12 protein-coding genes are annotated in these 25211 nt (G+C 65.5%); 1 reads left to right on the forward strand and 11 read right to left on the reverse strand.

Annotated features, from left to right (window positions below; translation table 11 throughout):
• Window positions 1-122: 122 nt before the first annotated feature.
• The 3 genes from AC07XB_RS02960 to AC07XB_RS02970 all read right to left on the reverse strand — a co-directional run bounded on the left by AC07XB_RS02960 (window position 123) and on the right by AC07XB_RS02970 (window position 2127).
• Window positions 123-629, reverse strand: a complete 507-nt coding sequence (locus tag AC07XB_RS02960) for a DUF1993 domain-containing protein (protein WP_492826245.1) — start codon at window positions 627-629, stop codon at window positions 123-125.
• A 174-nt stretch (window positions 630-803) separates the two neighbouring features.
• Complete coding sequence (locus AC07XB_RS02965; protein WP_492826247.1) at window positions 804-1409, reverse strand: nitroreductase family protein; 606 nt, start codon at window positions 1407-1409, stop codon at window positions 804-806.
• A 43-nt stretch (window positions 1410-1452) separates the two neighbouring features.
• Window positions 1453-2127: a DUF2325 domain-containing protein gene (locus AC07XB_RS02970; protein WP_492826249.1), complete on the reverse strand. Its 675-nt coding sequence runs from the start codon at window positions 2125-2127 to the stop codon at window positions 1453-1455.
• A gap of 304 nt (window positions 2128-2431) precedes the next feature.
• Between AC07XB_RS02970 and AC07XB_RS02975 the strand changes: the two genes are divergently transcribed.
• The gene (locus AC07XB_RS02975; RefSeq protein ID WP_492375517.1) at window positions 2432-2833 is read left to right on the forward strand and encodes a hypothetical protein; all 402 of its coding nucleotides are present in this window, start codon (window positions 2432-2434) and stop codon (window positions 2831-2833) included.
• A gap of 18 nt (window positions 2834-2851) precedes the next feature.
• Here AC07XB_RS02975 and AC07XB_RS02980 read toward each other — a convergent pair whose 3' ends face one another.
• The 8 genes from AC07XB_RS02980 to AC07XB_RS03015 form a co-directional block, all read right to left on the reverse strand.
• Window positions 2852-3766 (reverse strand): tripartite tricarboxylate transporter substrate binding protein, encoded by a 915-nt coding sequence (locus AC07XB_RS02980; protein ID WP_493688047.1) that lies wholly within the window; start codon window positions 3764-3766, stop codon window positions 2852-2854.
• Between the two features lie 173 nt (window positions 3767-3939).
• Window positions 3940-4260 (reverse strand): DUF4387 domain-containing protein, encoded by a 321-nt coding sequence (locus AC07XB_RS02985; protein ID WP_492375515.1) that lies wholly within the window; start codon window positions 4258-4260, stop codon window positions 3940-3942.
• A gap of 59 nt (window positions 4261-4319) precedes the next feature.
• On the reverse strand, window positions 4320-5681 hold the full coding sequence (locus AC07XB_RS02990; protein WP_492826253.1) for an acyclic terpene utilization AtuA family protein: 1362 nt from the start codon (window positions 5679-5681) through the stop codon (window positions 4320-4322).
• 173 nt (window positions 5682-5854) lie between these two features.
• Window positions 5855-6898 (reverse strand): sigma-54 interaction domain-containing protein, encoded by a 1044-nt coding sequence (locus AC07XB_RS02995; RefSeq protein WP_492826255.1) that lies wholly within the window; start codon window positions 6896-6898, stop codon window positions 5855-5857.
• 309 nt (window positions 6899-7207) lie between these two features.
• A complete protein-coding gene (locus AC07XB_RS03000) occupies window positions 7208-11794 on the reverse strand; it encodes a non-ribosomal peptide synthetase (RefSeq protein WP_492808463.1) in 4587 nt (1528 codons plus the stop codon).
• Complete coding sequence (locus AC07XB_RS03005; RefSeq protein ID WP_492826257.1) at window positions 11791-21618, reverse strand: amino acid adenylation domain-containing protein; 9828 nt, start codon at window positions 21616-21618, stop codon at window positions 11791-11793. Before AC07XB_RS03005 ends, AC07XB_RS03000 begins: the two co-directional genes overlap by 4 nt.
• Window positions 21618-21914, reverse strand: a complete 297-nt coding sequence (locus tag AC07XB_RS03010) for a phosphopantetheine-binding protein (RefSeq protein WP_492808467.1) — start codon at window positions 21912-21914, stop codon at window positions 21618-21620. The genes AC07XB_RS03005 and AC07XB_RS03010 overlap by 1 nt, the downstream gene beginning before the upstream one ends.
• Window positions 21914-24964, reverse strand: a complete 3051-nt coding sequence (locus tag AC07XB_RS03015; RefSeq protein WP_492826259.1) for a salicylate synthase — start codon at window positions 24962-24964, stop codon at window positions 21914-21916. Before AC07XB_RS03015 ends, AC07XB_RS03010 begins: the two co-directional genes overlap by 1 nt.
• Window positions 24965-25211: the final 247 nt, after the last annotated feature.

Raw genomic sequence — 25211 nt, forward strand, 5'->3', positions numbered from 1 at the left:
GAGGCTGGCGCCTTGCGCGACGGCGGCACCATGGCTGGCATCCTAGATGGTCTGATTTGTACTGCTTGGTAAAAAAAGGCCATAGGCGCAGCAGGGGCGGCCGGCAAAGGCCGCCCTCTCGATCAGGACAGGCCGAGGTAGTCGCGCTTGCCCACCGGCACGCCTTTGTGGCGCAGGATGTCGTAAGCCGTGGTCACGTGAAAATAGAAGTTCGGCAGCACAAAGCCCAGCAAGTAGGACTTGCCGTCGAACGTGACGGGCTCGGGGCGCAGCTTGAGCTCGATGGTGCGCGTTTCGCTGCCCTCTAGCTGGGCGGGCTGGATGGTGTTCAGGAAGGCCACCGTCCTGGCGATGCGCTCCTGCAGTTCCGGGAAGGTGGTTTCGGTGTCGGCAAAGGGCGGCATCTCGATGCCAGCCAGCCGCGCCGCGCAACCCTTTGCGCTGTCGCTGGCGCGCTGCACCTGTGCCGGCAGCGGGTCCATGTCCGCCACCAGGCGGGTCTGGATCAGGTCGGCCGGGTCCATGCCCTGCGCCTGCGCGAATGCGGCGCCCTTGTCCAGGATGGCCGACAAGCTGCCGAAAGCCCGGATAAAGGCCGGGATCGATACTTCATACATCGAGAGCGACATGGGGGTGTCCTTGGGTAGTGATTGCCAGACGCGGCATCCCGCCAGCGCGCAAATTGCGCCGCGGCGGGTTGCGCGACACGGCGAGGATAAACCTTCCAGCGGTTTCTCGCCGGCCGGCCGCTGGGGGCCGCGGGCGTGCACAAACCGGCGAGCGGGAATGAAGGCCGGGAAGCCTCAGGCCGGTCCCCGCCACTCGCGGACAAAGCCCTCGGGCGCCGGCCGGCTGGCCGGGCGCACCGCGTCCTTGGGCGTGCCGACATACAGGAAGCCAACCAGCGTTTCCTCCTCACCAAGGCCGAGCGCCTGCCGGACACTTTCGTCATAGCTGTTCAGGCCAGTTGCCCAGAAGCCGCCGTAACCCAGGATATGCAGGGCGTTGAGCATATTCATGGTGGCCGCGGCCGTTGCCAGCAACTGCTCGATCTCCGGCACCTTGTGCCCGCGCTCCACGTGTACGCCAAGCGCAATCAGCATCGGTGCGGCCATGGCCTTGGCCCGGAAGCGCTCGCCATCGCTCTGCGGGTCGCGGGCCCGCGCCGCCCGCACGAACACCTCGCCGAGCGCGGCGCGCGCCTCGTCGCGGATCACAATAAAGCGCCAGGGCTGGAGCTGGCCATGATCCGGCGCCCGCAAGGCCGCCTCGAACACCAGGTCCAGTTCCTTCGGCGACGGCGCGGGCGCGCCCAGCGGCCACGGCGACTGCCGCGTCAGCAGGAAGTCAAAGGCCACCTTCTGCGGGTCGGAAAGCGCCAGATCGGCCAGATCGATATCGGCAGACATTACATCCTCTCCATAGGGTTCGATGGCACGCTCGGCGCGCCAGTCATTCCTGGTGGCTCGCTTGCGCCGACGGCGCTTGCGCGCTGCGCACGAGCTGCATGGCCTGCGGCTGCTCGACCAGCACGCACTGCTTGCCCGTACGCGTGCAATGGTCCCGCACGCGCCAATAGGCGTTGTGGCTGACGCAGCCTGCCTGGCAGATCACCAGGTCGGCTGCGATCAGGCTGGCTTCCAGTGCCTCCCCGTCGTCAGGATCGGCGGCGTCGCCGCCATCGTGGTGCAGAAACTGGCCACCGGCCATCTCCACCACGCGCTGCGCGACGCTGGCACCCGATTTGTCCTGCCCCACGCAGAGCACGGACTTCGCGCGCAGACTAGCCCTCTCGCCGACCGGTTCGGTGTGCGTTGCCGACGCCCCCCCACGGCCAAAGCACGCGCTCGTCCATTCACGCAGGCGCCTCCACAGCGCAATGCCGCCGTCAAGCCATGTCATGCGTCCAAGGCGGATCGGCACGACACCATCCTCGCGCGCATAGGCCAGCGCCGTGTCGCGCACGATCACCGCGGCGCGAAGGCGCATGGCCTCAGCCTGCAAGCGCACGATCTCGGCGGCCTGCGTGACCAGCAGTTCACTGCAGCGCGCCTGCGCGTAGCCATATTGCAGCATCAGCACACCATGCTCCTGCGCCAGGCATTCGAAGTCCTGGGCTTTGGTCATGCGCTATGCACGCTGGCGGCGTCCGTTGCGGGTGTGCGGGCGAGGTGGAGTACGGGCATGGGAGGCCTCAAGTGAAAGTCGGGCATGGCGGTCACGGGCGCGGAGCCAAGATCCGGATGTTGTTGACTCCTTGAGTATAAATGAGAATCATTACTGTGATTTGTGCTTTGCGGGCGCACGTCAAGCCGCTTTCGCTCGCGCCGGCCCTGTCGGGTTCAATCCCAACAAGGGCCAGCGCCCAGTTGGCCTCTTGATTTAAGATATCCCCTCCCCCTCCGGATGAGGCGCATATCGCCTCGACGACATGAACGTCCCCTTTCCGATTCGCAAGGAGTGTCCGCCAGGCGCCTGCACGTGCGGTCGCGAAGCGCTGCTGGACGACCCGCAATCCGACATGCGGATCCTGAGGCTGACCCGGGAAGAGGAAAAGCGACTGATCGCCCGCCTGGAAAGCCTGTCGAGTCTTGCCGAGCTCAAGGACATGGAAAAGCGCATGCATGCGCAACTGGGCATCGTGCTGACGATCACGCCCAGCATCCACGAAGTGCGCACGGTGCGCGGCATCAACATCCAGGTGGAGGAGCAAACCGGGTTATGCCGCAAGACCAAGCAGGCGATTCCCGCGGCGATACGCCGTTGCCTGGAGACAAAGCCGGATATAGCGTACGCGATCCTGAACGCGCGCGACTTGCTGGGCGGCGCCTGAGGGGCCTATGCCCGCCCCTCATTCCGCCACGATCTTCCTGTCGCTGGCGATGTGCTTCCACTGCGCAAGATCCTGCCTCATGCGCGCGCCGAATTCGGACGGACTCATTGCCTTGGGCGCCGAGCCGTCCGGCTCAAGCACGACACGCACATCCTGCGACGCAGCGATCTCATTGATCTCGCGGTTCAGCCGCTGGACCAGCGGCGCGGGCGTGCCGGCAGGGGCGAGGACACCGACCCAGATCTCGATCCCGTAGCCTGGCACCGATGCCGCCAGTGAAGGCAATTCGGGAAACGCCGGGTTCGGCCGCTGCGAGGTCACCGCCAGCGCCCGTACCTTGCCGGACTTCAACTGCGTCACCAGCGAGCTGTAGTTGGACATCATGACGTCGATCTGCCCCGCGGCCAGATCGATCATCGCGTTGGAGGCCCCTTTGTACGGGACATGCATCATCTGGACTTTCGAGATGTCGCACAGCAACTCCGTCGCCAGCTGCGCCAGCGAACCGATCCCCGCCGAGCCGTAGGTCAGCGCGCCCGGCTTCGCGCGCGCTGCCGCGATCAGCTCGGCCGGCGACCTGATCTGGGTCGAGGACGAGACCGCCAGCAACAGCGGCCCCTCGGCGACCATGGACACCGGCGCGAACGCGGCGAGCGGATCGTAGGGCGAGCGCGGCTGGGTGGCGGCAGCGGTCAGGAAGGTCGATGACGTCAGAAGCAGCACGGACCCGTCCCGTGGCGCCTTGGCAACCGAATCGGCACCGACGACGCCTGCCGCACCCGGCTTGTTTTCCACGATGACCGTGGTCCCCAGGTGCTTTGCCAGCCCCGGCGCGATCGCACGCGCGATCACGTCGTTGCTCGCGCCCGCCGAAAACGGCACGACAATTCTGATCAAAGGCGGCACCTTGGCATCGGTCTGGGCCGCCACCATGGTTACCGCGGACATCGCGGCAAGCAACAGCGCAATGTGGGCTAACGTCTTTCGCATTCGGCGCTCCTGTCTCAATGGGTAGCAATGGGTAGCAATGGGGAGAGCAGCATGGATGTCAGGATCCGGGAGCCGGATGTCCACCCGGGGTCCCGTGGAATCCGGCGACGTCCTGCCTAGACGGGGATATCAAGGTCCAGCAGCGGCGCGTACTGCTGGGCGCCAAAGATGTCGCCATCGCCGGCGCTGCCGCTGGGCCGGGTGCGATAGATCGTGAACTTGATGGCGTACGCGGGATCGTATTCGACGAAATCGGAGATCCGTTCGACCGGGATCCCATATAGCGCGGCCATGCTTTCCCGGCTCAGCACGCGCGAGCGCTTGACGCGTTCGTACTCGTGCGCCTCGCGAAAGATGATGTCGAAGGTGATCTTGTTGACCCCCGCGTTCTTACTGCGGATGGTCTTGGCGAGTTGATGCAGTTTTTGCGTTGCCATCGTAGTCGTCGTAGTCATCGTAGTCGTCGTTGTCGTCGTTGTCATATGCGGCACCAGGCTCAGACGCCAACTTCAACGAGGTGGGTGGGGAACAGCGCCATGGGGTCTTGCACCTCCACCGTGTGGTTCAGCGTCCAACGATAGGCCGCGCTGGCATGCAGGACTTCATCCAGCGGGAACGACACCGAACCGGCCGTGCCTTTGACGTCAGGCAGCCGCGCATAGAACATCTGGCGCAAGCCGATCATCGTCACCTCCTCGGCCATCGCGCGGGTCGGGGCGACCCCCTGCACCAGCACGCAGAGCTCATGCCCCGGCCGGTCGCGCAGCGGCTCCAGCTCGCCCATCACGCCATCGCGGCCGTACACGCTGTAGTGCAGTTGATAACCGCTGTCGCCAAAACGCGCGCGCACCTGCTCGCGCGCCCACGCAATCACCCGGTCCACGTTGGCGATGGTGTAGGGGTCGCGGATGCCACACAGGCCGACGAAGCGCTCGCCCACCTTCCCCGCGCCTTCCAGCTTGACCCGGACCGTTTCCGCCTCGATAAAGCGCGAGCCCGTGATGCGCGTGGTGCGATCGTGCACCTGCGCGTAGCGGCAATGCGTCATGTCCAGCCTGCCCCCGGCGACGAACTCCTCGTACGGATTGGAGCGCTCGTACATCGCATGGCCGGATACCGAGGCGACGGTGCAGCGCTGCTCGGGATGCATCGCCGTGACCTGGACGTCCTCGTGGGAAATGACGCCCATCACGGTCTCCTTGCCGCCATAGGGCTCGGCACAGAACGATGCGCACTCGAGCACCTTGCCCAGGTAATAGGCATGATCGGCGGAAAAGCCGTGGTGTAGCGCCGGCGCGGCAAAGACCGCGGCATCCGAGCTGCGCCCGCCGATAATCACGTCGGCGCCCTGGCGCAGCAGCGCCACATAGGGATGGACACCGGCCATGGCAACGATACGGTCGGTTGCATCGAGTTCGCTTTCGGTCAGGTCTGCAAACCCATCGAGCCCGCTCACCGTCTTTCCGCGCCGCATTGACTCGCGAAGAAAAGCCTTGTCCACCTCGGAATAGAAGTAGCCGACCCGGAACTTCTTCAGGCCATGCTTGGCGGCCAGTTCGCCGATGATCCGCACGTACAGGTCCACGCGGCTGTTCGACCCCGTATCGCCGGCCGAGCCGATGATCATCGGCACGCCGAGACGGCGCGACGCCAGCAGCATTTGCTCCAGATCGTGGCGTTGCCAAGCTTCGGGACTCGTCGAGGTATCCGAGCCCAGCGGCACCGGGCCCACGTCGTCGCTTCCCGAATCGGCCGCGATATAGTCAGGGCCCGCCTCCACCCCCAACCCAAAGCTCTCGGTGCGCAACGGCGCAAAGCCGAGATGGCCATTAGGGCAAATGATCTTCAGGGACTGCATGCAGTGTTCTCCAGATGGTGTCTTCCCCAAGCCGGGCTTGACGATTCATCTAGAGCAGATTGCGTGCCACAGGGCGACTCATGAAAAAATCTTTATATTTCATAGATTTAGCGCCACACCCTCCGCCTTTCGCGTGATTTTCACGCAAAAACCATGCCGTAATTGCGTGAAGTTCACGCATCCCCCTCGTCGCTTCCGGCAGTCGGGGCCAGCAGTCCCAGCTTCATCATCTGGTGCCGCAAAGCGTGCCGGCTCAACCCCAGTCTCTCGGCCGCCGCACTGAGGTTCTGGCCGCACGACACCAGCGTCTGCTCAATCAGCGCACGCTGGAAGCGAGCCGTGGCCTCGTGATAGTCCTGCCCCTGCTCGGACGCCGCATGGCCGTTCATTGCAGCCGGCTGCGCCACGGCATCGTCCACCGCGCCCGCGGGCCGCGCCACGTCCCGCAGGATGCGCGCCGGCAAGTGACATGGCCGGATGCAATCGCCCTCCTCCAGCAGGCAGATGCGCTCCAGCAGGTTTTCGAGTTCACGCACATTTCCCGGCCACCGGTACGCGCGGAAAATGCGCGCCACCTCCGGTTCCAGCCGCTGGAAGTGGCTGCCGTACTGCGCGTTGTACTTCGCCAGCGCGTTGCTCGCGAGCAGGAAGATGTCGTCGCCACGCTCGCGCAGCGGCGGGATATTGATGGCAATCACCTGCAGCCGGTAATACAGATCCTCGCGAAACTTGCCGGCCTTGACCTCGCTCAGCAGGATCTTGTTGGTCGCTGCGATAAAGCGGGCGTCCACGCTGATGGGACGCACCGCGCCGACCCGCCGGAACCGCCGCGTGTCCAGCAGCGTCAGGATCTTGGACTGCATCACAGGATCGAGCTCGCGGACTTCGTCCAGGAAGACCGTGCCGCCATTCGCCGCCTCGATCAGTCCCTCCTTCCTGCTGACCGCGCCGGTAAACGAACCGCGCTCATGGCCAAACAACTCGGATTCGAGCAACTGGGCGGGAATCGCAGCGCAATTGATGTCGATGAACTCGCGCCCGGCCCGATTGGACTGCGCGTGGAGCATGCGCGCCACCAGGCTCTTCCCCGTCCCGGTCTCGCCATAGATCAGCACGGTGCTAGCCTGGCTGCGCCCGACGCGGGCGACCAGTTCACGCAGGGCGACGATGGAGGGATGCTCCCCAACGAGCTGCGGGCGAGAAGGTTCGTTCATCATGGGATACGAGAGCCGGCACCGGGACGGAGGACGCCCCGGAGGCCGGCAAGTTGAGGTCGGTCATCTGCGCGGAAGATTAACCTATTCCGAAACGGCGACGGGGGGTGAGCAGATGGGTGCATGTGCCAGGGGGACAAACACCGCGGCGGCGAGCGCTGGTCCAGCCGGGAATGATGGCGTGGGCGTTGCCATGGCACTGGCCCGGCACCCACTGTTGCCAGCAGGCCCGCCGGTGGCGATCAGCCTGCGAGACAGGCGGTCGCATTTCCTTCATGAGCGTATTCATAGGCAGATATGCCGCTCTACGCTCTAGGACTCAGGGCAATGCTTCTGCAGTATGCGCAAGTAGTCGCGGCTGACCGAAAAACCGGCAACGCCATGGGGCATCAACACTCGCCGCAAGGCGTCGCTGCCATATTGGTGATGGCCGCCGTTGCCCATGCCGTCCCTAAAGTACAGATTGACAAAGCCTTCGACAAAGCTGTCACGCAAGCGCGCTTTCCACTCGGGGAACGGCAGCGGCACCAGTTGCGCGCCCATCTGCGTGAGAATGTCGTAGACGTCGTCGACCGGCACGCTGCGCTCCGAAACCAGGTGATAGTTCTCACTCGACAACGGTTCGGAACGGACAATGCAGGCGATGCACTTGGCCACGTAATCGACAGGAACCATATTGATGCTTAGCGACGAGCGCGGATACGCCGCGATCGCCTGGCAGGCGCGATAGAACTTCAGGAACGCATCGTCATTGATGAAGACCCTGTCTGCGTCGCGCCGACCGCCATACAGGCCGCTGTCCCAGGTAATGGTTCCCGGCCGCAGGATGCTGACTGGCAGGCCGGCCGCCCTGGCACGATAAAACAGCTGCTCGGCCATCGTCTTCGACTGCTCGTAAGTCAGCGTGATATCGCGCCAGGCTTGCGTCGCCGGCGTCGACTCCGGCACAGGTTCGACTGTTTCGCTGGGCAAGGCATGATGCACAGCGATAGTTGAAATGTAGTGCACCGGCTTGACCCGGCTCGTTGCGGCCAGACTGATTATGCGGGCGGCGCCCAGCACATTGGTCGGATACAGGCGCGCAAGCGGGTCCATCAGATTAATCATCGACGCGCCGTGGATGATGCAGTCCACGTCCTCGCACAGCATCCGATAGGCGCTCTCGTCAGTCCCCAGCCGGTCTTGCACGACGTCGCCGCTGACCAGGTGGATGCGCGGATTGCGCGCGTCGAGCTGCAGCCCCTTCTGTTCGGCGGCGTGCTGCAAGCGTTGCCTGCCCTGCTCTGCATCCTGGCAACGCACCAGACAATGCACGGTGTAGTCTGTGTCCGCCAGCAAGGCCACCAGCGTGTGAATGCCCAAGTAGCCGGTGGCACCCGTCAGCAGTACGTGGCGCAGGCCGTGCCCTGAATCACAAGGCAGTGCCGTCCCCAGATCGGCGAGCGAGGCAGCGGCGATATCATCCAGGCATATGCCATCGATGAACGCGCGCTCCTGCACCTTCGAGCGCTCCAGTGCTTGCGCCATTTGATGAAACACCGGATTGCCGAAGATCAGCTCGACATCGACCGCGAAATTCTTGGCAAGCAACTTGCTCAGCAACGTGATGGCTGACAGGCTCGAGCCGCCGACCTGGAAGAAATCGTCGTTGCGCGAGACGCGCGCCAAGCCGAGCAAGTCCTGCCAAATCTCAGCCAGCGCCGGTTCCACGCCACTGTCGCGCGGCGCTTCATAGACGCTGTCTGCGGCGACCGGCGCCTGGGCCAGCAGCTGGCGCAAAGCGGCACGATCGATCTTGCCATTGATGCTCAAGGGTATGGCCGCCACCGGCTGGATCTGTGCCGGCACCATGTAGTCTGGCAGCCGCGCAGCAACTCCGGCCTTCACGCGCGCGATGGCGGTCTGCTGGTCGTCGTCTTCCTGCGGCGGCTGACGCCATACGATCGCCGCGGCCAGCGCAGGCCCGTCCCGTAGCACGGCCACAGCCTGCCTGACCCCGTCCTGGGCCAGAAACGCTGCCTCGACTTCCCCTAGTTCCACGCGATGGCCGAGCAATTTGACCTGACTATCCTCCCGCCCAAGGATTTCGATCACGCCATCTGACCGGTAGCGACAGATATCGCCGGAGCGATACAAGTGCTCGCCACTCAGTGGGTGCCGGATAAAACACTCGCGGGTGCGCGCCTCGTCGCCGACATAGCCAATCGCCAAGCCAGCGCCGCCGATGTACATTTCCCCGGCCACCCAATCCGGGCACGCTTCCAAGCGCTCGTTGAGAATGGCCAAGCGATGATTGCTCAAAGGCCTGCCATATGGAATGCTGACGCTGCCGGGCGCCACCTCACCGATCGGATGCCACACGCACCAGATGGCAGTCTCGGTCGGCCCGCCCAGGCCGACCAGTTGAATACCGGGGCAGCGCGCCCGCACCGCGTCCGGCAAAGATACGGGAATCCAGTCGCCGGACAGCATGGCCAGCCGCAGGCTTGGCAGCACAGGCCCCGACTCGCGCTCCAGGCTGCTCATCAGCATCTGCATCTGCGCGGGCACCGAGTTCCAGAGCGTCACCCCACACGCAGCAATCAGTTCGACCCAGTGCGCAGGATCATTGCGCAGCCGCGCCTGCGGCAGCACCAGCGTCGCCCCGGCTTCAAAGCTGCCGAATATGTCCCAGACCGACAAATCGAAGTGGGCATGGGCCAGTCCCAGCACTTTGTCGCCGCGCCCGACGGCGAAGCGCCGATTGATATCGCGCACCGTGTTCAGCGCGGCGCGATGGCTGATGGCCACGCCCTTGGGCTGCCCAGTGGTGCCGGAGGTGTATAAGATGTAGGCGGGTTGCTCCGCCACACCGGCCATGCAACCGGCCAGCAGGGATTCCTGTGGGGCCGCTGTAGCGCCGTCCTCCGACCGTTCGACACTGATGCATCGCAGCGTCGCAGGCCAGTCTTCTGCCATGCGCGCGGCGTCGGTCAGAACCCAGCGCACGCCGGCATCGGCGAGCATGCGGTTGCGGCGCAGCGGCGGCTGCGTGCCATCAATAGGCAGGTAGGCGACGCCGGCCAGCAACGCGGACAGGATGGCTGCGATCTGGCCGGCTCCTTTGTCCATCACGATCGCTACCGGCGGCGCACCGGCAGCGCAGCCAGCCTGCCGTAAGCGATGGCACAGCCGCGAGGCCCAGGCGGCCAGCTCACCGTAACTCAATGCCTGTCCATCGGCGATCAGCGCGACGGTCTCGGGTCGCGCCAGCGCGCTGCGGCAGAAGCCGCTATGCAGGCCATCCATTGGCAACGGTGCCGCGCCGTAATTGGTAGCAACGCGCGCCGCCAGCATCTCTCTCGGCAAGGTGATGGGATGGGGCGTATGCCAGATGTCATCGTCATCGGCCAACTGCCTTAGCAATCCACAAAACGCGTCGAACGCCGACTCGACCGTCCCAGGCTTGAAAACGCCGTTGCGGATGTCCCAATCCACCTGCAAGCTGTCGCCGCGCTCGGTCACCTGGCAATCCAGCCAGACCTGTGGCGTCTGGGTGATGCCATAACGCAGGCTCGCGCCTTGCATGAAATCGCCACCGTCCAACCCCTCGCCCTTGACGCCTACGGTGCTGGTGAACACCACCGGCACCATCACCTGGCTGCCGTGGCGCTGGCTGAGCTCACGCAGCACGTCTATCCCGGTAAAGCCCGTGTGCTCCATGTCCTGCAACAATCGCTGCTGCAACTGGGTGACTCTCTCAGCAAATGTCGCCTGCGCGTCCAGCGACACCGCCAACACATTGACTGCAATGAAGTCACCGACCACGCGGTTGACGTCGGGGTGTAACGCAGGCCGGTTCAACAAGGTCAGATTGATGCAGAACTCCCCGTGTCGCGACCAGCGCGCCACGGTTTCGGCGAAAGCCGCCAAGACCACGCCCGAGGCCGTGTGCTTACCGCGCGCGGCTTTGGTACGCAGGCTTTTCCATTGCGCTGCGGGCAAGGCGAAATGCAGGCGGCCGAAAGCCACCGCCGATATCGGTGCAGCGGCACGCTCCTCCTTGCTCAATACCGGCAGCTCAGGCGGCGGCGGAAAGCCACTCGCGATGCGCTCCAACCAGTAACGCCGGTCGTTCCCGCTAGCGGCCGTAGTCTGCGCATCGGCCTTCGCCTGTTGTTGCGCCAGCAGCAGATCGCGGTAGGTGATGGCCAGCGGTTCCAGCTTCAGTTCCGGATCGCGATAGAGCTTCCCTAATTCGTTGAGCAGAATCTGGATGCTGGCAAAGTCCGCGACCAAGAGATCCATGGAAAAATGCAGGATGGAAATCTCGCCCTGGTGGCTTAGCCGCAGCTCGTGCAACGGCCATTGATCAGGGGGATAGCAGCGTTGGCCCATGGCCTCCCGCGTTTGCGCCAACCCGGCCTGGGCCTGCGCGTCAGTTGCGCCGCGCCAATCGTCTAATCGCAACGGCGGCAGCGCCACTTGTCGCAATACCCGTTGGTGGCCGGCCGGCGAGACCACGGCGCGTAGCATATCGTGGCGCTGGATCAGTTGGTGCCAAGCCCGCTCCAGACGAGCGGCGTCCAGCTGCGGTACTTCCAGTTCGATATAGCAGTGGCAGCCTACGCCACCGAATTCATACAGATTGCCGCGACCCACTAGATAGGCCAGTTGCAGATCGGTGAGCGGAAACGGATCGAAGCGCGCCGCAGCGTGCGCGACCAGTGGCGTAGACAAGTGCTGCAGCAATGCTGCCTTATGGCGCTTAAGCCGCTGGCGCAACGCCTCGGTTAGCACCCCAGCCGGGGCCTTGAAACGCAGTTGGCCGTCTTCCTGCCACAGCTGCACGCCCTGGGACCGCAGCCCTGACAGGAGCACCGCTAGGTCTTCCTCGGCTCGCTTGTTTGCCACGCTCATAGTGCGCCCTCCTCGAATATCAGGTCACCACCCTCGGACACACCCAGGGCTTGCCACTGCCCGCGGATCTGCGCAGCCAGCGCGGCGATGCTGGGATAGGAGAACAGTAGGCGCAGCGTTACCGGCTCTGCGGCCAACCGACCTTGCTGTAGTAGCGCTACGATCCGAGTGGCGCTGAGGCTATCGCCGCCAATGGCGAAAAAATCATCGTCGCGCGAGACGCGCTCCCGCAGAAGTACCGTCGTCCAAACGGCAGCAATTTCCGCCTCCAAGGCATCGAGCGGTGGCTGATAATGGATCTCAGCGTCGGCGCCCTGCTCCAACCTCTGGCGGATCTGTCCGCGGTCGACCTTGCCGTTGGCGCTCAAGGGCAGTGTATCCAGCGTCAGCAGCAATGCCGGCACCATGTAGTCAGGCAAGGCCTGTCCCAGCTGTTGCCGCAAGGCGGCCAGGAAGGTATCAGGCTCCGCCGGCGGCAACGCCGGCACAACCGCTGCCGCTAATACCCCCGGCTGGCCCACGGTCACCGCCACCGCTTGCACCACCCCGGCCTGCGCCGTCAGCGCCGTCTCGATCTCTCCCAACTCGATGCGGTGACCGCGCACCTTCACTTGGTGATCTTCCCGGCCCAGGAACTCCAGCGTGCCGTCCGGCCAGTATCGGCCCCGATCGCCGGTCCGGTACCAGCGTTCGCCGTCATGGCTCACGAAGCGCTGCGCCGTCAGCTCGGGCTCGTTGCGATACCCTTGAGCTAATCCGGTGCCGCCTATCCACAGTTCCCCGGCCACCCAGTCCGGGCAATCCCGGCCCTGCGCGTCGACCACCCGGTACTGCTGATTGGCCAGCGGCCGGCCATAGGGGATCGAGGTCCAGTGCGCCGGCAATTCGCCCTCCACCTCGAACGCGTTCGACCAGATCGACGCTTCCGTCGCTTCGCCCAGCGCGACCAGTCTGGCCTCGTTGCCGCAGGCCGCCTGTAGCCGCCGCGGCAGATCCAGACCGATCCAGTCGCCTGACAACAGCACTTGCCGCAGCGGCAAGCTGCGCGCCTCGGGACCGGCCGCTGTCAGCAGCATGTCCAGCAGCACCGGCACCGAATTCCACAGCGTCACGCCGTACCGCATCACCTGTTCCAGCCACGCCGCCGCGTCTCGGCTGTGCACCTCGTCGACCAGCACCAGCGAGCCGCCCGCACCCAACACCCCGAACAAGTCGTAGACCGACAGGTCGAAGTCCAGCGCCGACACCGCCAGCCCGCGGCTATCGGCATCGACGCCGTAGCGCGTATTGATATCGTCTATCGTGTTGGCCGCCGCCCGGTGCGCGATCTCCACCCCTTTCGGTTCGCCGGTGGAGCCCGAGGTGAAGATGATGTACGCGGTCTGCTGCGCCGACACTCCCACCGGTGCTGCCAACGGCGTGCAATCGCCTGCCTCTACGATGTCGAGCAGCGCAACGGGATGCCCCGCATCGTTCGCCGACGGCAACAGCGGCCAATGCGCTCGGCTGCACAGCACCAGCTTTACCCCTGCCGTGCGGTACATGCGCGCCTGCCGGCTGCCTGGCTGGCCGATGCCAATCGGCACGTAGCAGCCGCCAGCTGCCAGGATGCCCAGCACAGCCACCACCTGTTCCATGCCGCGCGGCAGGCTCACCGCCACCGGCATGCCCGGCGTCACGCCCTGTGCCACCAGCCACGCGGCCACCTGCAAGGCCCGCCGCGCCAGTTCCCCGCGGCTAAGCACCGCGCCGTCGCCGGCGATCAGCGCCACCCGTTCCGGCTGGCGCTGAGCCTGGGTGAAGATGTCGTCGTGTAGCAGGCGTTCGCGCTGTTCGTGCCGTGTCGCATTGGCCGCCCGCCGCGCCGCGGCCTGGGCCGCCGGCAGCAGCGGCACGAGTGGTGCGTCCCAGTCGCTGTCGGGCAACTGCGCCAGTAATTGGACAAAAGCACCGAACAGGCTGTCCATCATTCCCGGAGGGAACAGATCCTCGACCACGTCCCAGGAAAAGAGCAGTTCGCCGCGGTGTTCGTACATTTGATGATCCAGCCAGACCTGCGGCGTTTCCGACAGACCGCCACCGGCCAGATCGGGGAAGCCCGCGGGCAAGGCCTCATCGAACAAGCTGTCGGCGATGCCGAGCGTGCTGGTGAACACGACCGGCAAGGCCGCGGCTGCGATGCCGACGCGCTTGCCGCGTTCGCGCTGCACCCAGACGGAGGAGACCTCCCGGTATTCCAAGGCCTCGGCAATCTCGCTCTGCATGGTGCGCGCCTGATGCAGCAGGCTGGCCTCGGCATGCGGATGGAAAGCCACCGGCGCTAGCGAGGTGAAGTCGCCCAACACTCTGTCGATATCAGGATGCACCGGCTGACGATCGAAACGGGTCAAGTTCAAGGTCAGCGCGGCCCCTCCGCTCCATCGACTCAGCGTATGCGCGTAGACGGTCAGCACCAGCACCGAGGGCGTGATGCCGTGCCGCCGAGCTTGTTCACGCAAGCGCTGCCAGGCCTGCGCTGCCACGCGTGCGCTGCGACGCTGGAACCGCACCTCAGGCAACGTCTGCGGATCACGCGCCAGTGGCAGGGCCGGCGCCAGCGGTAATGCCTCCAGCCGCTCGCGCCAATAGGCTTCAGCCCGCTCAAGTGCTTCCGGTTCGGGGCGCACCTGGTTGACATAGTCCCGGAACGCAATCCCCACTGGCGGCAAGGCGGTTGCCGGATCCCGATACAAGACACTCAGTTCGTTCAACAGCAATTTGACGCTGTAGCCATCCAGCGCCATATAGTTGAACATTAGCCCCAGCCGGCAACGCCGATCGCCATAGTGCACCGCATGCAAGCTGAACAGCGGCCAGTGGACAAGGTTTGTGCTTCGCAACTCCCAGACCTGCAGCAAGCGCCTTTGGGCATCGGCTTCATTGGCTGCCTCTGTCTGCTCCCGCGTGACCCTAACGCTGGGCACCTGCTCCAGCACCCTTTGCATGCCATCCTCGTCGACGACCGCGCGCAGCATCTCATGCCTCAGCACCAACTGGTCCCAAGCCCGCTCCAGCCGCGTCAGATCCATCTCGCGGCCATCCAATTCCAGCAGATAATGGGTGCCGCAGCTCAACGGTAGCCCGGTAGACTGCCCCAGCCAATAGGCGCGCTGCACTTCCGTCAACGGGAACGGTGCATGCCGCTGCTGCAGCTCGGCCACGATAACGCGCTCAGTCTCCGTAGCTATCGGCTCGAGTTGCGCCGCGAAATCGGCCAGCACCGGCCGCGCGTACAGCATGCGCAAGCCTTGCGGCGACCCCAGGCCCATCTGCTTGAGGTGCGCCATCACCTGCGTGGCCAGCAGGCTGTCGCCGCCCAGCGCGAAGAAGCTCTGTTCGCGCCCGACCCGCTCCAACTGCAGCAGGCTTTGCCACAGCGACGCGACCTGTTGCTCTCGCTCGCCTTGCGGCGGCGTCAACGGCAATGCGCCGCCGTGGCGCCGCGCCTCCAGTTGCTGACGGATCTGCTGGCGGTCGACTTTGCCGTTCGCGCTCAAGGGCAGCGCATCCAGCGTCAGCAGCAATGCCGGCATCATGTAGTCGGGTAGGGACAAGCTCAATTGCTGCCGCAAAGCGGCAAGGTACGCATCGGACCCCACTGGCAGTGACACCGGCACAACCGCTGCCGCCAATACCGCCGGCTGACCCAGCGTCACGGCCACCGCATGCGCTACCCCGGCCTGCGCCGTCAGCGCCGCCTCGATCTCTCCCAACTCGATGCGGTGACCGCCAACTTTGACTTGATGGTCTTGCCGGCCCAAGAACTCCAGCGTGCCGTCCGACCAGTAGCGGCCCCGGTCTCCGGTCCGGTACCAGCGTTCGCCGCCATGGCTTACGAAGCGTTGCGCCGTCAATTCGGGCGCTCTCCGATAGCCCGTCGCCACGCCCGACCCGCCTATCCACAATTCGCCGGCCACCCAGTCCGGGCAGTCCCGGCCCTGCGCATCGACCACCCGATACTGCTGATTGGCCAGCGGCCTGCCATAGGGGATCGAGGTCCAGTGCGCCGGCAGCTCGCCCTTCACCTCGAACGCGTTCGACCAGATCGACACTTCAGTCGCTCCGCCCAGGGCCACCAGTTGCGCCTTGCCGCGGCAAGCCGCCTGCAGCCGCCGCGGTAGATCCAGCCCGATCCAGTCGCCCGACAACAGCACCTGCCGCAAGGACAAGCTTTGCTCGGCACCTGCCGCCGTCAGCAGCATGTCCAGCAGCACCGGCACCGAATTCCACAGCGTCACGTCGTACCGTTTCACCTGTACCAGCCACGCCGCCGCATCGCGGCTGTGTGCCTCATCGACCAGCACCAGCGAACCGCCCGCTCCCAGAACTCCGAACAGGTCGTAGACCGACAGGTCGAAGTCCAGCGCCGACACCGCCAGCCCACGGCTGTCGGCATCGACGCCGTAGCGCGCATTGATGTCGTCGACCGTATTGATTGCCGCTTGGTGGGTGATTTCCACGCCCTTGGGTTCTCCGGTGGAACCCGAGGTGAAGATGATGTAGGCAGGCTGCTGAGCCGACACAACCACTGGTGCTGCCAACGGCGTGCAATCGCCTGCCTCTACGATGTCGAGCAGCGCAACGGGATGCTCCGCATCGTTCTCCGACAGCAAATGTGACCAATGCACTCGGCTGCACAGCACCAGTTTTACCCCTGCCGTGCGGTGCATGCGCGCCTGCCGGCTGCCCGGCTGTCCGATGCCAATCGGCACGTAGCAGCCGCCAGCTGCCAGGATGCCCAACACCGCCACCACCTGTTCCACGCCGCGCGGCAGGCTTACAGCCACCGGCGTGCCCGGCATCACGCCCTGTGCCACCAGCCCGGCCGCCACCTGCAAGGCCCGCCGCGCCAGTTCCCCGCGGCTAAGCACCGCGCCGTCGCCGGCGATCAGCGCCACCCGTTCCGGCTGGCGCAGAGCCTCGGTGAAGATGTCGTCGTGTAGCAGGCGTTCGCGCTGTTCGCGCCGCGTCGCATTGGCCATCTGCCGCACCGCGGCCTGGGCCGCCGGCAGCGGTAGCGCCAGCGGCCCATCCCAATCGCTATCGGGCAACTGCAGCAACGCCTCCCGATAGGCGGCGAACATCTGATCGAGCACTCCTTCCGGGAACAGCGCGTCGACGGCGTCCCAAGTCAGCACCAATTCACCCCGGTGTTCATATAGCTGGTGATCCAGCCACACCTGCGGCGTTTCTGACAGGCCGCCGCCGGCCACCAGTTCCAATTGACCGGCTTCGGCATGCTCGAACAACCTGCCCTCCGGTCCCAGCATGCTGGTGAACACGACCGGCAGCGCCGCGCTAACCAGATCCGTCTGCCGGCTGCGCTCTCGTTGTATCCACAGCGAGGAGATTTCGCGATGCTCCATAGCCGCCGCGATTTCATGCTGCGTATTGCGCGCCTGTTGCAGCAGGCTGGCGTCGGCGCGCGGGTGGAAGGCCACCGGCGCCAGGGAGGTGAAGTCACCCAACACCCGGTCAATATCGGGATGCACCGGCTGGCGGTCAAACAGAGTCAGGTTCAAGGTGTGCGCCGCGCCGCCGCTCCATCGACACAGCACATGCGCGTAGACGGTCAACAACAGTACCGAAGGCGTGATGTCTTGCGCGCGAGCTCGCTGGCGCAGGCGCCGCCAGTGCGCCGCCGGCAACACCGTCTGGCGGCGCTGGAAGCGGACCTCGGCAAGCGACTGCGGATCGCGCGCCAGCGGCAGCACCGGCGCCAGCGGCAATGCCTCCAGCCGCCCACGCCAGTAGGCTTCGGCCCGCGCTAGCGCTTCCGGTTCGGGGCGCGCCTGGTTGACGTAGTCCCGGAAAGACAGATCCGGCGCGGCGATGATGATCCGCGGATCGCGATAGAGCGCCGTCAATTGATCCAGCAGCAGTTTGATGCTGAATCCGTCCAGCATCATGTAATCGAAAAACAGGCCGATGCGACAGCGCTCGCCGTCATAGCGCACCGCATGCAGACTGAACAGCGGCCAGTCGCTCCGCTGCCGGCTCTGACTCTCCCAGCAAAGATGCAGGCACGCCTGCGCCTGCGCTGCGCCACCCTGCTCGATCTCCTGCGTCTGGATCTCAGTTTGCGGCACAGTAGCCAGGATCCGTTGCCGGCCGTCCTCGTCGACGACCGCGCGCAGCATCTCATGCCTCAGCACCAACTGGTTCCAAGCCCACTCCAGCCGCGTCAGATCGACCTCGTGGCCGTCCAGCTCCACCAGATAATGGGTGCCGCAGCTCAACGGTAGCCCGGTAGACTGCCCCAGCCAATAGGCGCGCTGCACTTCCGTCAACGGGAACGGTGCATGCCGCTGCTGCAGCTCGGCCACGATAACGCGCTCAGTCTCCGTGGCTATCGGCTTGAGTTGCGCCGCAAAATCGGCCAGCACCGGCCGCGCGTACAGCATGCGCAATCCTTGCGCCGACCCCAGGCCCATCTGCTTGAGGCGCGCTATCACCTGCGTGGCCAGCAGGCTGTCGCCGCCCAGCGCGAAGAAGCTCTGTTCGCGCCCGACCCGCTCCAACTGCAGCAGGCTTTGCCACAGCGACGCGACCTGTTGCTCTCGCTCGCCTTGCGGCGGCGTCAACGGCAATGCGCCGCCGTGGCGCCGCGCCTCCAGTTGTTGACGGATCTGCTGGCGGTCGACTTTGCCGTTGGCGCTCAAGGGCAGCGCATCCAGCATCAGCAGCAATGCCGGTATCATGAAATCGGGCAAGACCTGTCCCAGCTGCTGCCGCAAGGCGGTCAGGAAGGTCTCGGATTCGGCCGGCGACGACGCCGGCACCACGGCCGCCGCCAGTACCGCCGGTTGGCCCACCGTCACCACCACCGCTTGCGCCACCCCAGCCTGCGCCGTCATCGCCGTCTCGATCTCGCCCAACTCGATGCGGTGACCGCGTACCTTTACCTGGTGGTCTTGCCGGCCCAGGAATTCCAGCGTGCCGTCCGACCAGTAGCGGCCCCGATCGCCGGTCCGGTACCAGCGTTCGCCGTCATGGCTCACGAAGCGCTGCGCCGTCAGCGCCGGCTCGTTGCAGTACCCTTGGGCTACCCCGGTGCCGCCTATCCACAATTCGCCGGCCACCCAGTCCGGGCAATCCCGGCCCTGTGCATCGACCACCCGGTACTGCTGATTGGCCAGCGGCCTGCCATAGGGGATCGAGGTCCAGTGCGCCGGCAGCTCGCCCTTCACCTCGAACGCGTTCGACCAGATCGAGGCTTCCGTCGCCCCGCCCAGCGCGATCAGTCTGGCCTCACCACCGCAAGCGTCCCGCAGCCGCCGCGGCAGATCCAGACCGATCCAGTCGCCCGACAACAGCACCTGGCGCAAGGGCAAGCGCTGCTCGGCACCTGCCACCGTCAGCAGCATGTCGAGCAGCACCGGCACCGAATTCCACAGCGTCACGTCGTACCGTTTCACCTGTTCCAGCCACGCCGCCGCATCGCGGCTGTGTGCCTCATCGACCAGCACCAGCGAGCCGCCCGCTCCCAGCACGCCGAACAGGTCGTAGACCGACAGGTCGAAGTCCAGCGCCGACACCGCTAGCGCGCGGCTGTCGGCATCGACGCCGTAGCGCGCGTTGATGTCGACTACTGTATTGGCCGCAGCCCGGTGTGCGATTTCCACCCCTTTCGGTTCGCCGGTGGAGCCCGAGGTGAAGATGACGTACGCGGTCTGCTGCGCGGAAGCGTCGACCGGCCTCGCCAGTGGCACGCAGTCCGCCGCCGCTGCGATGTCCAGCCGCGCCACCTCACTGTCCGCCGTCAGCTGCGGCCAATGCGTCCGGCTGCAAAGCACCAGTTTCACCCCCGCCGCGCGGTGCATGCGCGCCTGCCGGCTGGCCGGCTGGCCGATGCCAATCGGCACATAGCAGCCGCCAGCTGCCAGGATGCCGAGCACCGCAACCACCTGCTCCACGCCGCGCGGCAGGCTCACCGCCACCGGCATGCCTGGAGTCAAACCCTTAGCCATCAGCCAAGCGGCCACCTGCAAGGCCCGTCGCGCCAGTTCCCCGTGACTGAGCACAGTGCCGTCGCCGGCGATCAGCGCCACCCTTTCCGGCTGGAGCGCAGCCCGGGCGAAGACCTCGGCATGCAGCACGCGCTCACCCAGTTCGCGCCGCGTCGCATTGGCCGCCTGCCGCGCCGCCGCCTGGGTCGGCGGCAGCAATGCCGGCGCAAGCTGCTCCCACGCGCCGTCCTGTTGCACCAGCCAGTCAAGCAGGCCGACATAGGCCGCGAACATGGCGTCGAGCACGCCATCGGGAAACAGTGCGTCGACCGCGTCCCAGGCCAGCAGCACGCCGCCGTCAAGATCATAGACCTGGTGATCGAGCCAAACCTGGGGCGTCTGCGAAATCATGTAGCCAAGCTGACCGAGCGTCGAACGGCATTCGGCATTGATCAGCGGCGTGCCCAGATTGCAGGCGAACACCACCGGCGCAGCCACGCCGCCGCCTTGCCCCTGCCGGGCCAGGTCGCGCTGTATCCGCACGCCGGAATAGGCCGCGTGCGCGATATCGGCATGCGCTTGCGCCTGAATTTGGCGCACCCGCGCCAGGAACGACTGCGGCGCGGAAAAATCGACTTCAAGCAACAACAGATTAGTGAAGTCGGCGACTACCTCATCAATGCCAGGCTGCCCTGCCTGCCGGTCGAACAACGGCACGTTGACCAGAAAGCGCGGCGTTGAACTCCAGCACGCCAGCACCTCCGCATAGGCGGTCAGCAACAGCATGGCCGGCGTTACCCGATGCGCGGCGGCGTGGCGGCGCAAGGCTTGCCAGCAAGCCGGTGACAGCCTATGTTCGCGACGTGAGAAGCGTGGCACGGCGAGCTTTTCCGTGCGCAAAGGCAAGCCCGGCGCGCCCGGCAAAGTGGCGAGCCGGCGCTGCCAATAGGTGCCGGCGTCTTGTCCTTCCGCCTGCCGGCATGCGTTCTCCTGAGCCAGATACGGCCCGAAACGCCAATCCGGATTTGCGGCCGGGCGCGCCTCGCGTGCATAGGCGGCAGCCAGATCGCGCAGAATGATCTGCAAGCTCTGCACATCCGCAACCAGCAAGTCGATATCGAAATGCAGGCGGGTTCGACCCGCGTCCAGCAGGCTCAGGGTCATGCCCATTACCTCACCGCGCTCGACAGCTAGCCTCCGATGCGACAAGTGCTGGCGGATATCTGCCAGCGCGGCCTCGACCGCCGCTGGGCTTTGCCCGCGCAAATTGTGTACCGGCAGCGTCGGGCGACTGACGAACCCTTCTGTGCGCTGCTGTCCATCCTCGGTGAAACAGGTGCGCAGCATTGCGTGATGCGCCAGCAACCGATGCCAGGCTACCTCCAGCCGGTGCGCATCGACGCCGTCGCCGTCTAGTTCCAGATAAGCGTGGCAGCCGACACCGCCCAGTGCCTGGCCGTCTTGCCGGCCGATCCAGTATGCGTGCTGCACATCGGTCAATGCGAACGGCTGACCGTCGGTGCCGCTACCGGTGACCACGGCCGCGCTGGCGGCAGGTGCTTCGACAACGCCAGGTGCCGCCACCGGTAGCAGCAATCGCCACCACGCATTGAGCGTCGGTTCCGTGATCAAGTCGGCGAAGGTCACGGCAGCGCCCGCCCGTCGCCAGCCGCTGGCCAGGCGCATGACACTGAGCGAATCCAGTCCAAGCGAAATCAGGTTGTCATCGCCGGCTAGTCGCACATCGGGATCGGGCAGCAAAGCCCGCACTTGGGCGCCGAGTGCAGCCTTGCGCCACTGCGCTTGACCGCCGTCATTCTTCTGCTGTGTATTCACTAGCGCCGCTCCTCGGAAAGGCAAACCGACTGTTGCAAGCTACCGCTTGGCGCCAGCAGCGCTGACCAGCCCGCGATGGTGGGGCACTCGATCAATTGCGCGTATGTCAATGCCGCGCCTGAGCGTCGCCAACGGTTGAGTAACTGCATGATGTGCAAGGATGCCAACCCATGCCCGAGTAGATCGTCGTCGTCCGCTACCGGCGTCTGCGCCTGCCCAAGCAAATCCAACACCTGCTTGCGCACTGCCGCCCGGGTCGCCTGCGCCGCTGGCGCCAAAAGATTCGGGTCGGACATCAGCAGCCCTCCTGCAGCGTCGCGTCGCGGCGAGCCTCCGCTGGCAGCTGGGCCGGCAGAGCTGCGGCTATCAGGTACTGCGCGACGCTGTTTAGCTTCTCTATCGTCTCCTCCAACTCGCGCTCCGGCGTGGAGTGAGCGACGATGCCGGCCCCGGCCTGCAGCCAGGTCTCTTGGCGCCGCTGGTACAGCGAACGCAACACCAGCGCCGCATCCAGACTGCCGTCGCAGTCCGCGATCAGGATGCAGCCGCTATAGGGACCGCGCCCATCCGCCTCCAGCCGGTGGATGGCGTCGATGGCTTCCCGCTTCGGAATACCCGAAGCCGTCACCGCCGGGAACAGCGCCTGCATGGCGCTCCAGGCGCTGCAGCCGGCCGGAAGCTGCGCCTTTACGCGAGAGGCCAAATGCTGCACCGTGCCGCGCGCGCGCACTGTCATGAACTCACTCACGACCACGGAGCCAGGTAGGCAGACCGACGCCAGTTCCTGCGCCGCCAGCCTGACCGATACTGCATGTTCGGCAATCTCCTTGATGTCGTTTTCCAGTTCATGCCGCAAGCGGCATTCGTCGTCCGGCCCCGTGCCCCGCGATCGGGTGCCGGCCAGCGGTTGGGTGCTGACCTCGCCGGCAGCGTTGACTTCCACGACCGTTTCTGGACTGAAGCCCACCACCGTCAACGCCGTGCGCTGCAACACGAAGGACCGCGCTGGCGTGTTATGGCGGCGCCCGAACAGGTAACTGGCGATCAGATCGACGTCGCCCCACACCGGCACCTTTCGCGACAGGATGACCTTTTGATAGCGGCCGGCGCGAATCTCGGCCAGCGCATCGCTGACCTGGCCCAGATAGCGCTGCGCATCATGGCTGGCGACAGGCGCAGCGAGCCTGCTCCGTCCAGCACCGGATACCGGTGGCGCGTGGATGCATTGGCGATCCAGCGCGGCCAGCTTGTCGGCCAAGTCCGGCAAGCGAGCGCCGTCCAGGCTTCTGAGCAAGGCTGTCCCCTGACGCAAGCGGATTTCCTGGCGTGGGATGAACAACTGCAATAGCGGCGCGTCCAGCGACGGGGCGCCGATGCCATAGATCGCGTCGGCCAACTCGAAATCAGCGCAACCATATGCCCGCCAGCCTTCGATGCCGATAGCAGCAAGCGCCGTTCCCATGTTCTCGCACGGCTGTGCGCCAGGCCAGGTGCGCTGCAGATCGCCATGCCGGACGTGCACGCCGGCCGCATCGGCGTGCACGGTAGCGGCGACGCCCAGCCCCAACGACCACTCACCGTGACGTTCATAAATTGCATAGTCATCGGCCCAGCCGGCCTGCGCGATGGCGGCGGCCAGGACCAGCGGTTCCGTGCTGATCGCCACTTCACGCTGCATGTAGCGGGCGGCCTCAAACAGCGCGCCGGAAGCGCCTTCGACCGTTTCCTCGGCCGGCCGCTGCGCCAGGACGCGCAGCCGCTGTTTGTCGACTTTGCCGATCGGGGTCAGCGGCCAGGCGGCGATGTGCGCGATCTGGTCCGGGCATTTGTACTGCGGCAGCCCCTCGCGCAGCAGGAAGGCGCTGATCTCGCAGACACTGAAATGCCGTTCGCCGGCAAGCAGAAAGGCGCAGCTGCGTTCACCCATGCGTTCGTCCGGAACGGCGACCAGGACCGCGCCGCGGATCTCGGGATGGCGGCACAGCGCTTGCTCGACTTCCGGGACGGCGATCTTTTCGCCGCCGCGTTGAATCTGCTCCTTGATCCGCCCGGCGACTACCAGATTGCCTTGCGGCGTCATGCGAGCCAGATCGCCTGACCGGTAGAAGCCGTCAGCGGTGAAAGCACCGGCATTGTGCTCGGGCGCGCGATAGTAGCCGCGCAAGGTATAGGGTCCGCGAGTCAGCAACTCACCCACCTCACCAGGCCCGGCGTCTTGCCCGCGCGCATCGACAATGCGAATCTCATCGTCCGGCGACAAGGGCCGCCCCTGGGTATGCAGTGCCACCTCGTCGCTGTCGTCGAGCCTGGTATAGCACAGCAACCCTTCCGCCATGCCGAACACCTGCTGCGTACGGCAGCCGAAGCCCGGCGCTACCTGAGCCGCCAGCGCCGGCTCACAGCGCGCGCCGCCCACCTGCAGGAACGCGAGGCTGGACAGGTCGGCGCTATCCCACTCGCGCGCCTCCAGCCAGGCCTGCAGCAATGGCGGCACCAGCGCCGTGAAACTGACGCGCTCGCGCGCAATCAGCGCGAAGCACTCGTCCGGCCCCGGCGTATGCGCCAGCACTACGGTGCCGCCGACCGACAAGGTGCCGAACACGCCCGGGCAGGCCAGCGGAAAATTATGCGCCACCGGCAAAGCCGCCAGGTAGACGCTGGCCGGCGTCAGCCTGCACAAGGCGGCAGAGGCGCGAGCGCTATAGCTATAGTCGGCATGCGTGCGCGGGATCAGCTTGGGCGTTCCGGTGGTGCCGCCCGACAGCAGCAAAAGCGCGACATCGCGGTGCGACGGTAGCGGCGGCAACAAGCTCGGCGCGCAAGCGCCGTCCGCTTCGATGGCGCTCAGTGCGGTGTCGGCGCCGCCCTCGCCGTCGACGATGAGGTGGGCCAGCGTCGGCTGGCTGGCGGCCACTTCGCGCGCCAGCGCCGAATAGTCAAAGCCGAGGAAATGATCCTTGAAGATGTAGGCGAACGGCTCGGCCAGCGTGCACAGGGCCGCGATGTCGTTTTTTCTGTGCGCCGGCATGGCGAGGATCGGTATCGCGCCAAGGCGAAACAAGGCAAAGCAGACCGCAACGAAAGCAACGCCGTTCGGCAGTTGCACCAGCACCCTGTCGCCGCTGCCTATCCCCAACTGGTGCAAGCCGGCAGCCAGGTGCGTAACCTTGAGCGCCAACTGCCGATACGACAAGCGGTGGTCGCCCTCGACCAGGGCGGTGCAGTCGCCGTATTTGTCCACCCAGTGCTGCGGCCATTCGCCCAATGTCTGCGGCTGCCAGTAGCCAGCCTGTTCAAAACGACGGCATTCGACTTCGGGCCAAGGCGTGAAATCCCTGATCATCATTACTACTCTCCTTTCGCCGCCGCGCCGAGCACCGCCGTGCCTTGCCTGCGGGTCTGTGCCGCGACCGTTAAGTCACCGTTGGCCGATCGCGGCCGATGGCGTGCATTCGCCATGCGCAAATAGTAATGATTCTCGCTACCAGCAAATACTCGAAACGGGATTGAAATGGCCGCATCGGGATTTTGAATCGGCGCCGCAATGTTCGATCGACGTCGAAGGGATGGCGGCGCGCGCGTTGCCCCAACGG

The organism is Cupriavidus sp. GW821-FHT02F09 (assembly GCF_059421605.1).

Coding starts and splice junctions, on each gene's coding strand:
- AC07XB_RS03015 (WP_492826259.1), bottom strand. CDS start 24,964: ATGATGATCAGGGATTTCACGCCTTGGCCCGAAGTCGAATGCCGTCGT.
- AC07XB_RS03010 (WP_492808467.1), bottom strand. CDS start 21,914: ATGTCCGACCCGAATCTTTTGGCGCCAGCGGCGCAGGCGACCCGGGCG.
- AC07XB_RS02960 (WP_492826245.1), bottom strand. CDS start 629: ATGTCGCTCTCGATGTATGAAGTATCGATCCCGGCCTTTATCCGGGCT.
- AC07XB_RS02985 (WP_492375515.1), bottom strand. CDS start 4,260: ATGGCAACGCAAAAACTGCATCAACTCGCCAAGACCATCCGCAGTAAG.
- AC07XB_RS02980 (WP_493688047.1), bottom strand. CDS start 3,766: ATGGTGGCGGCCCAGACCGATGCCAAGGTGCCGCCTTTGATCAGAATT.
- AC07XB_RS02970 (WP_492826249.1), bottom strand. CDS start 2,127: ATGACCAAAGCCCAGGACTTCGAATGCCTGGCGCAGGAGCATGGTGTG.
- AC07XB_RS03000 (WP_492808463.1), bottom strand. CDS start 11,794: ATGAGCGTGGCAAACAAGCGAGCCGAGGAAGACCTAGCGGTGCTCCTG.
- AC07XB_RS02990 (WP_492826253.1), bottom strand. CDS start 5,681: ATGCAGTCCCTGAAGATCATTTGCCCTAATGGCCATCTCGGCTTTGCG.
- AC07XB_RS02965 (WP_492826247.1), bottom strand. CDS start 1,409: ATGTCTGCCGATATCGATCTGGCCGATCTGGCGCTTTCCGACCCGCAG.
- AC07XB_RS02995 (WP_492826255.1), bottom strand. CDS start 6,898: ATGATGAACGAACCTTCTCGCCCGCAGCTCGTTGGGGAGCATCCCTCC.
- AC07XB_RS02975 (WP_492375517.1), top strand. CDS start 2,432: ATGAACGTCCCCTTTCCGATTCGCAAGGAGTGTCCGCCAGGCGCCTGC.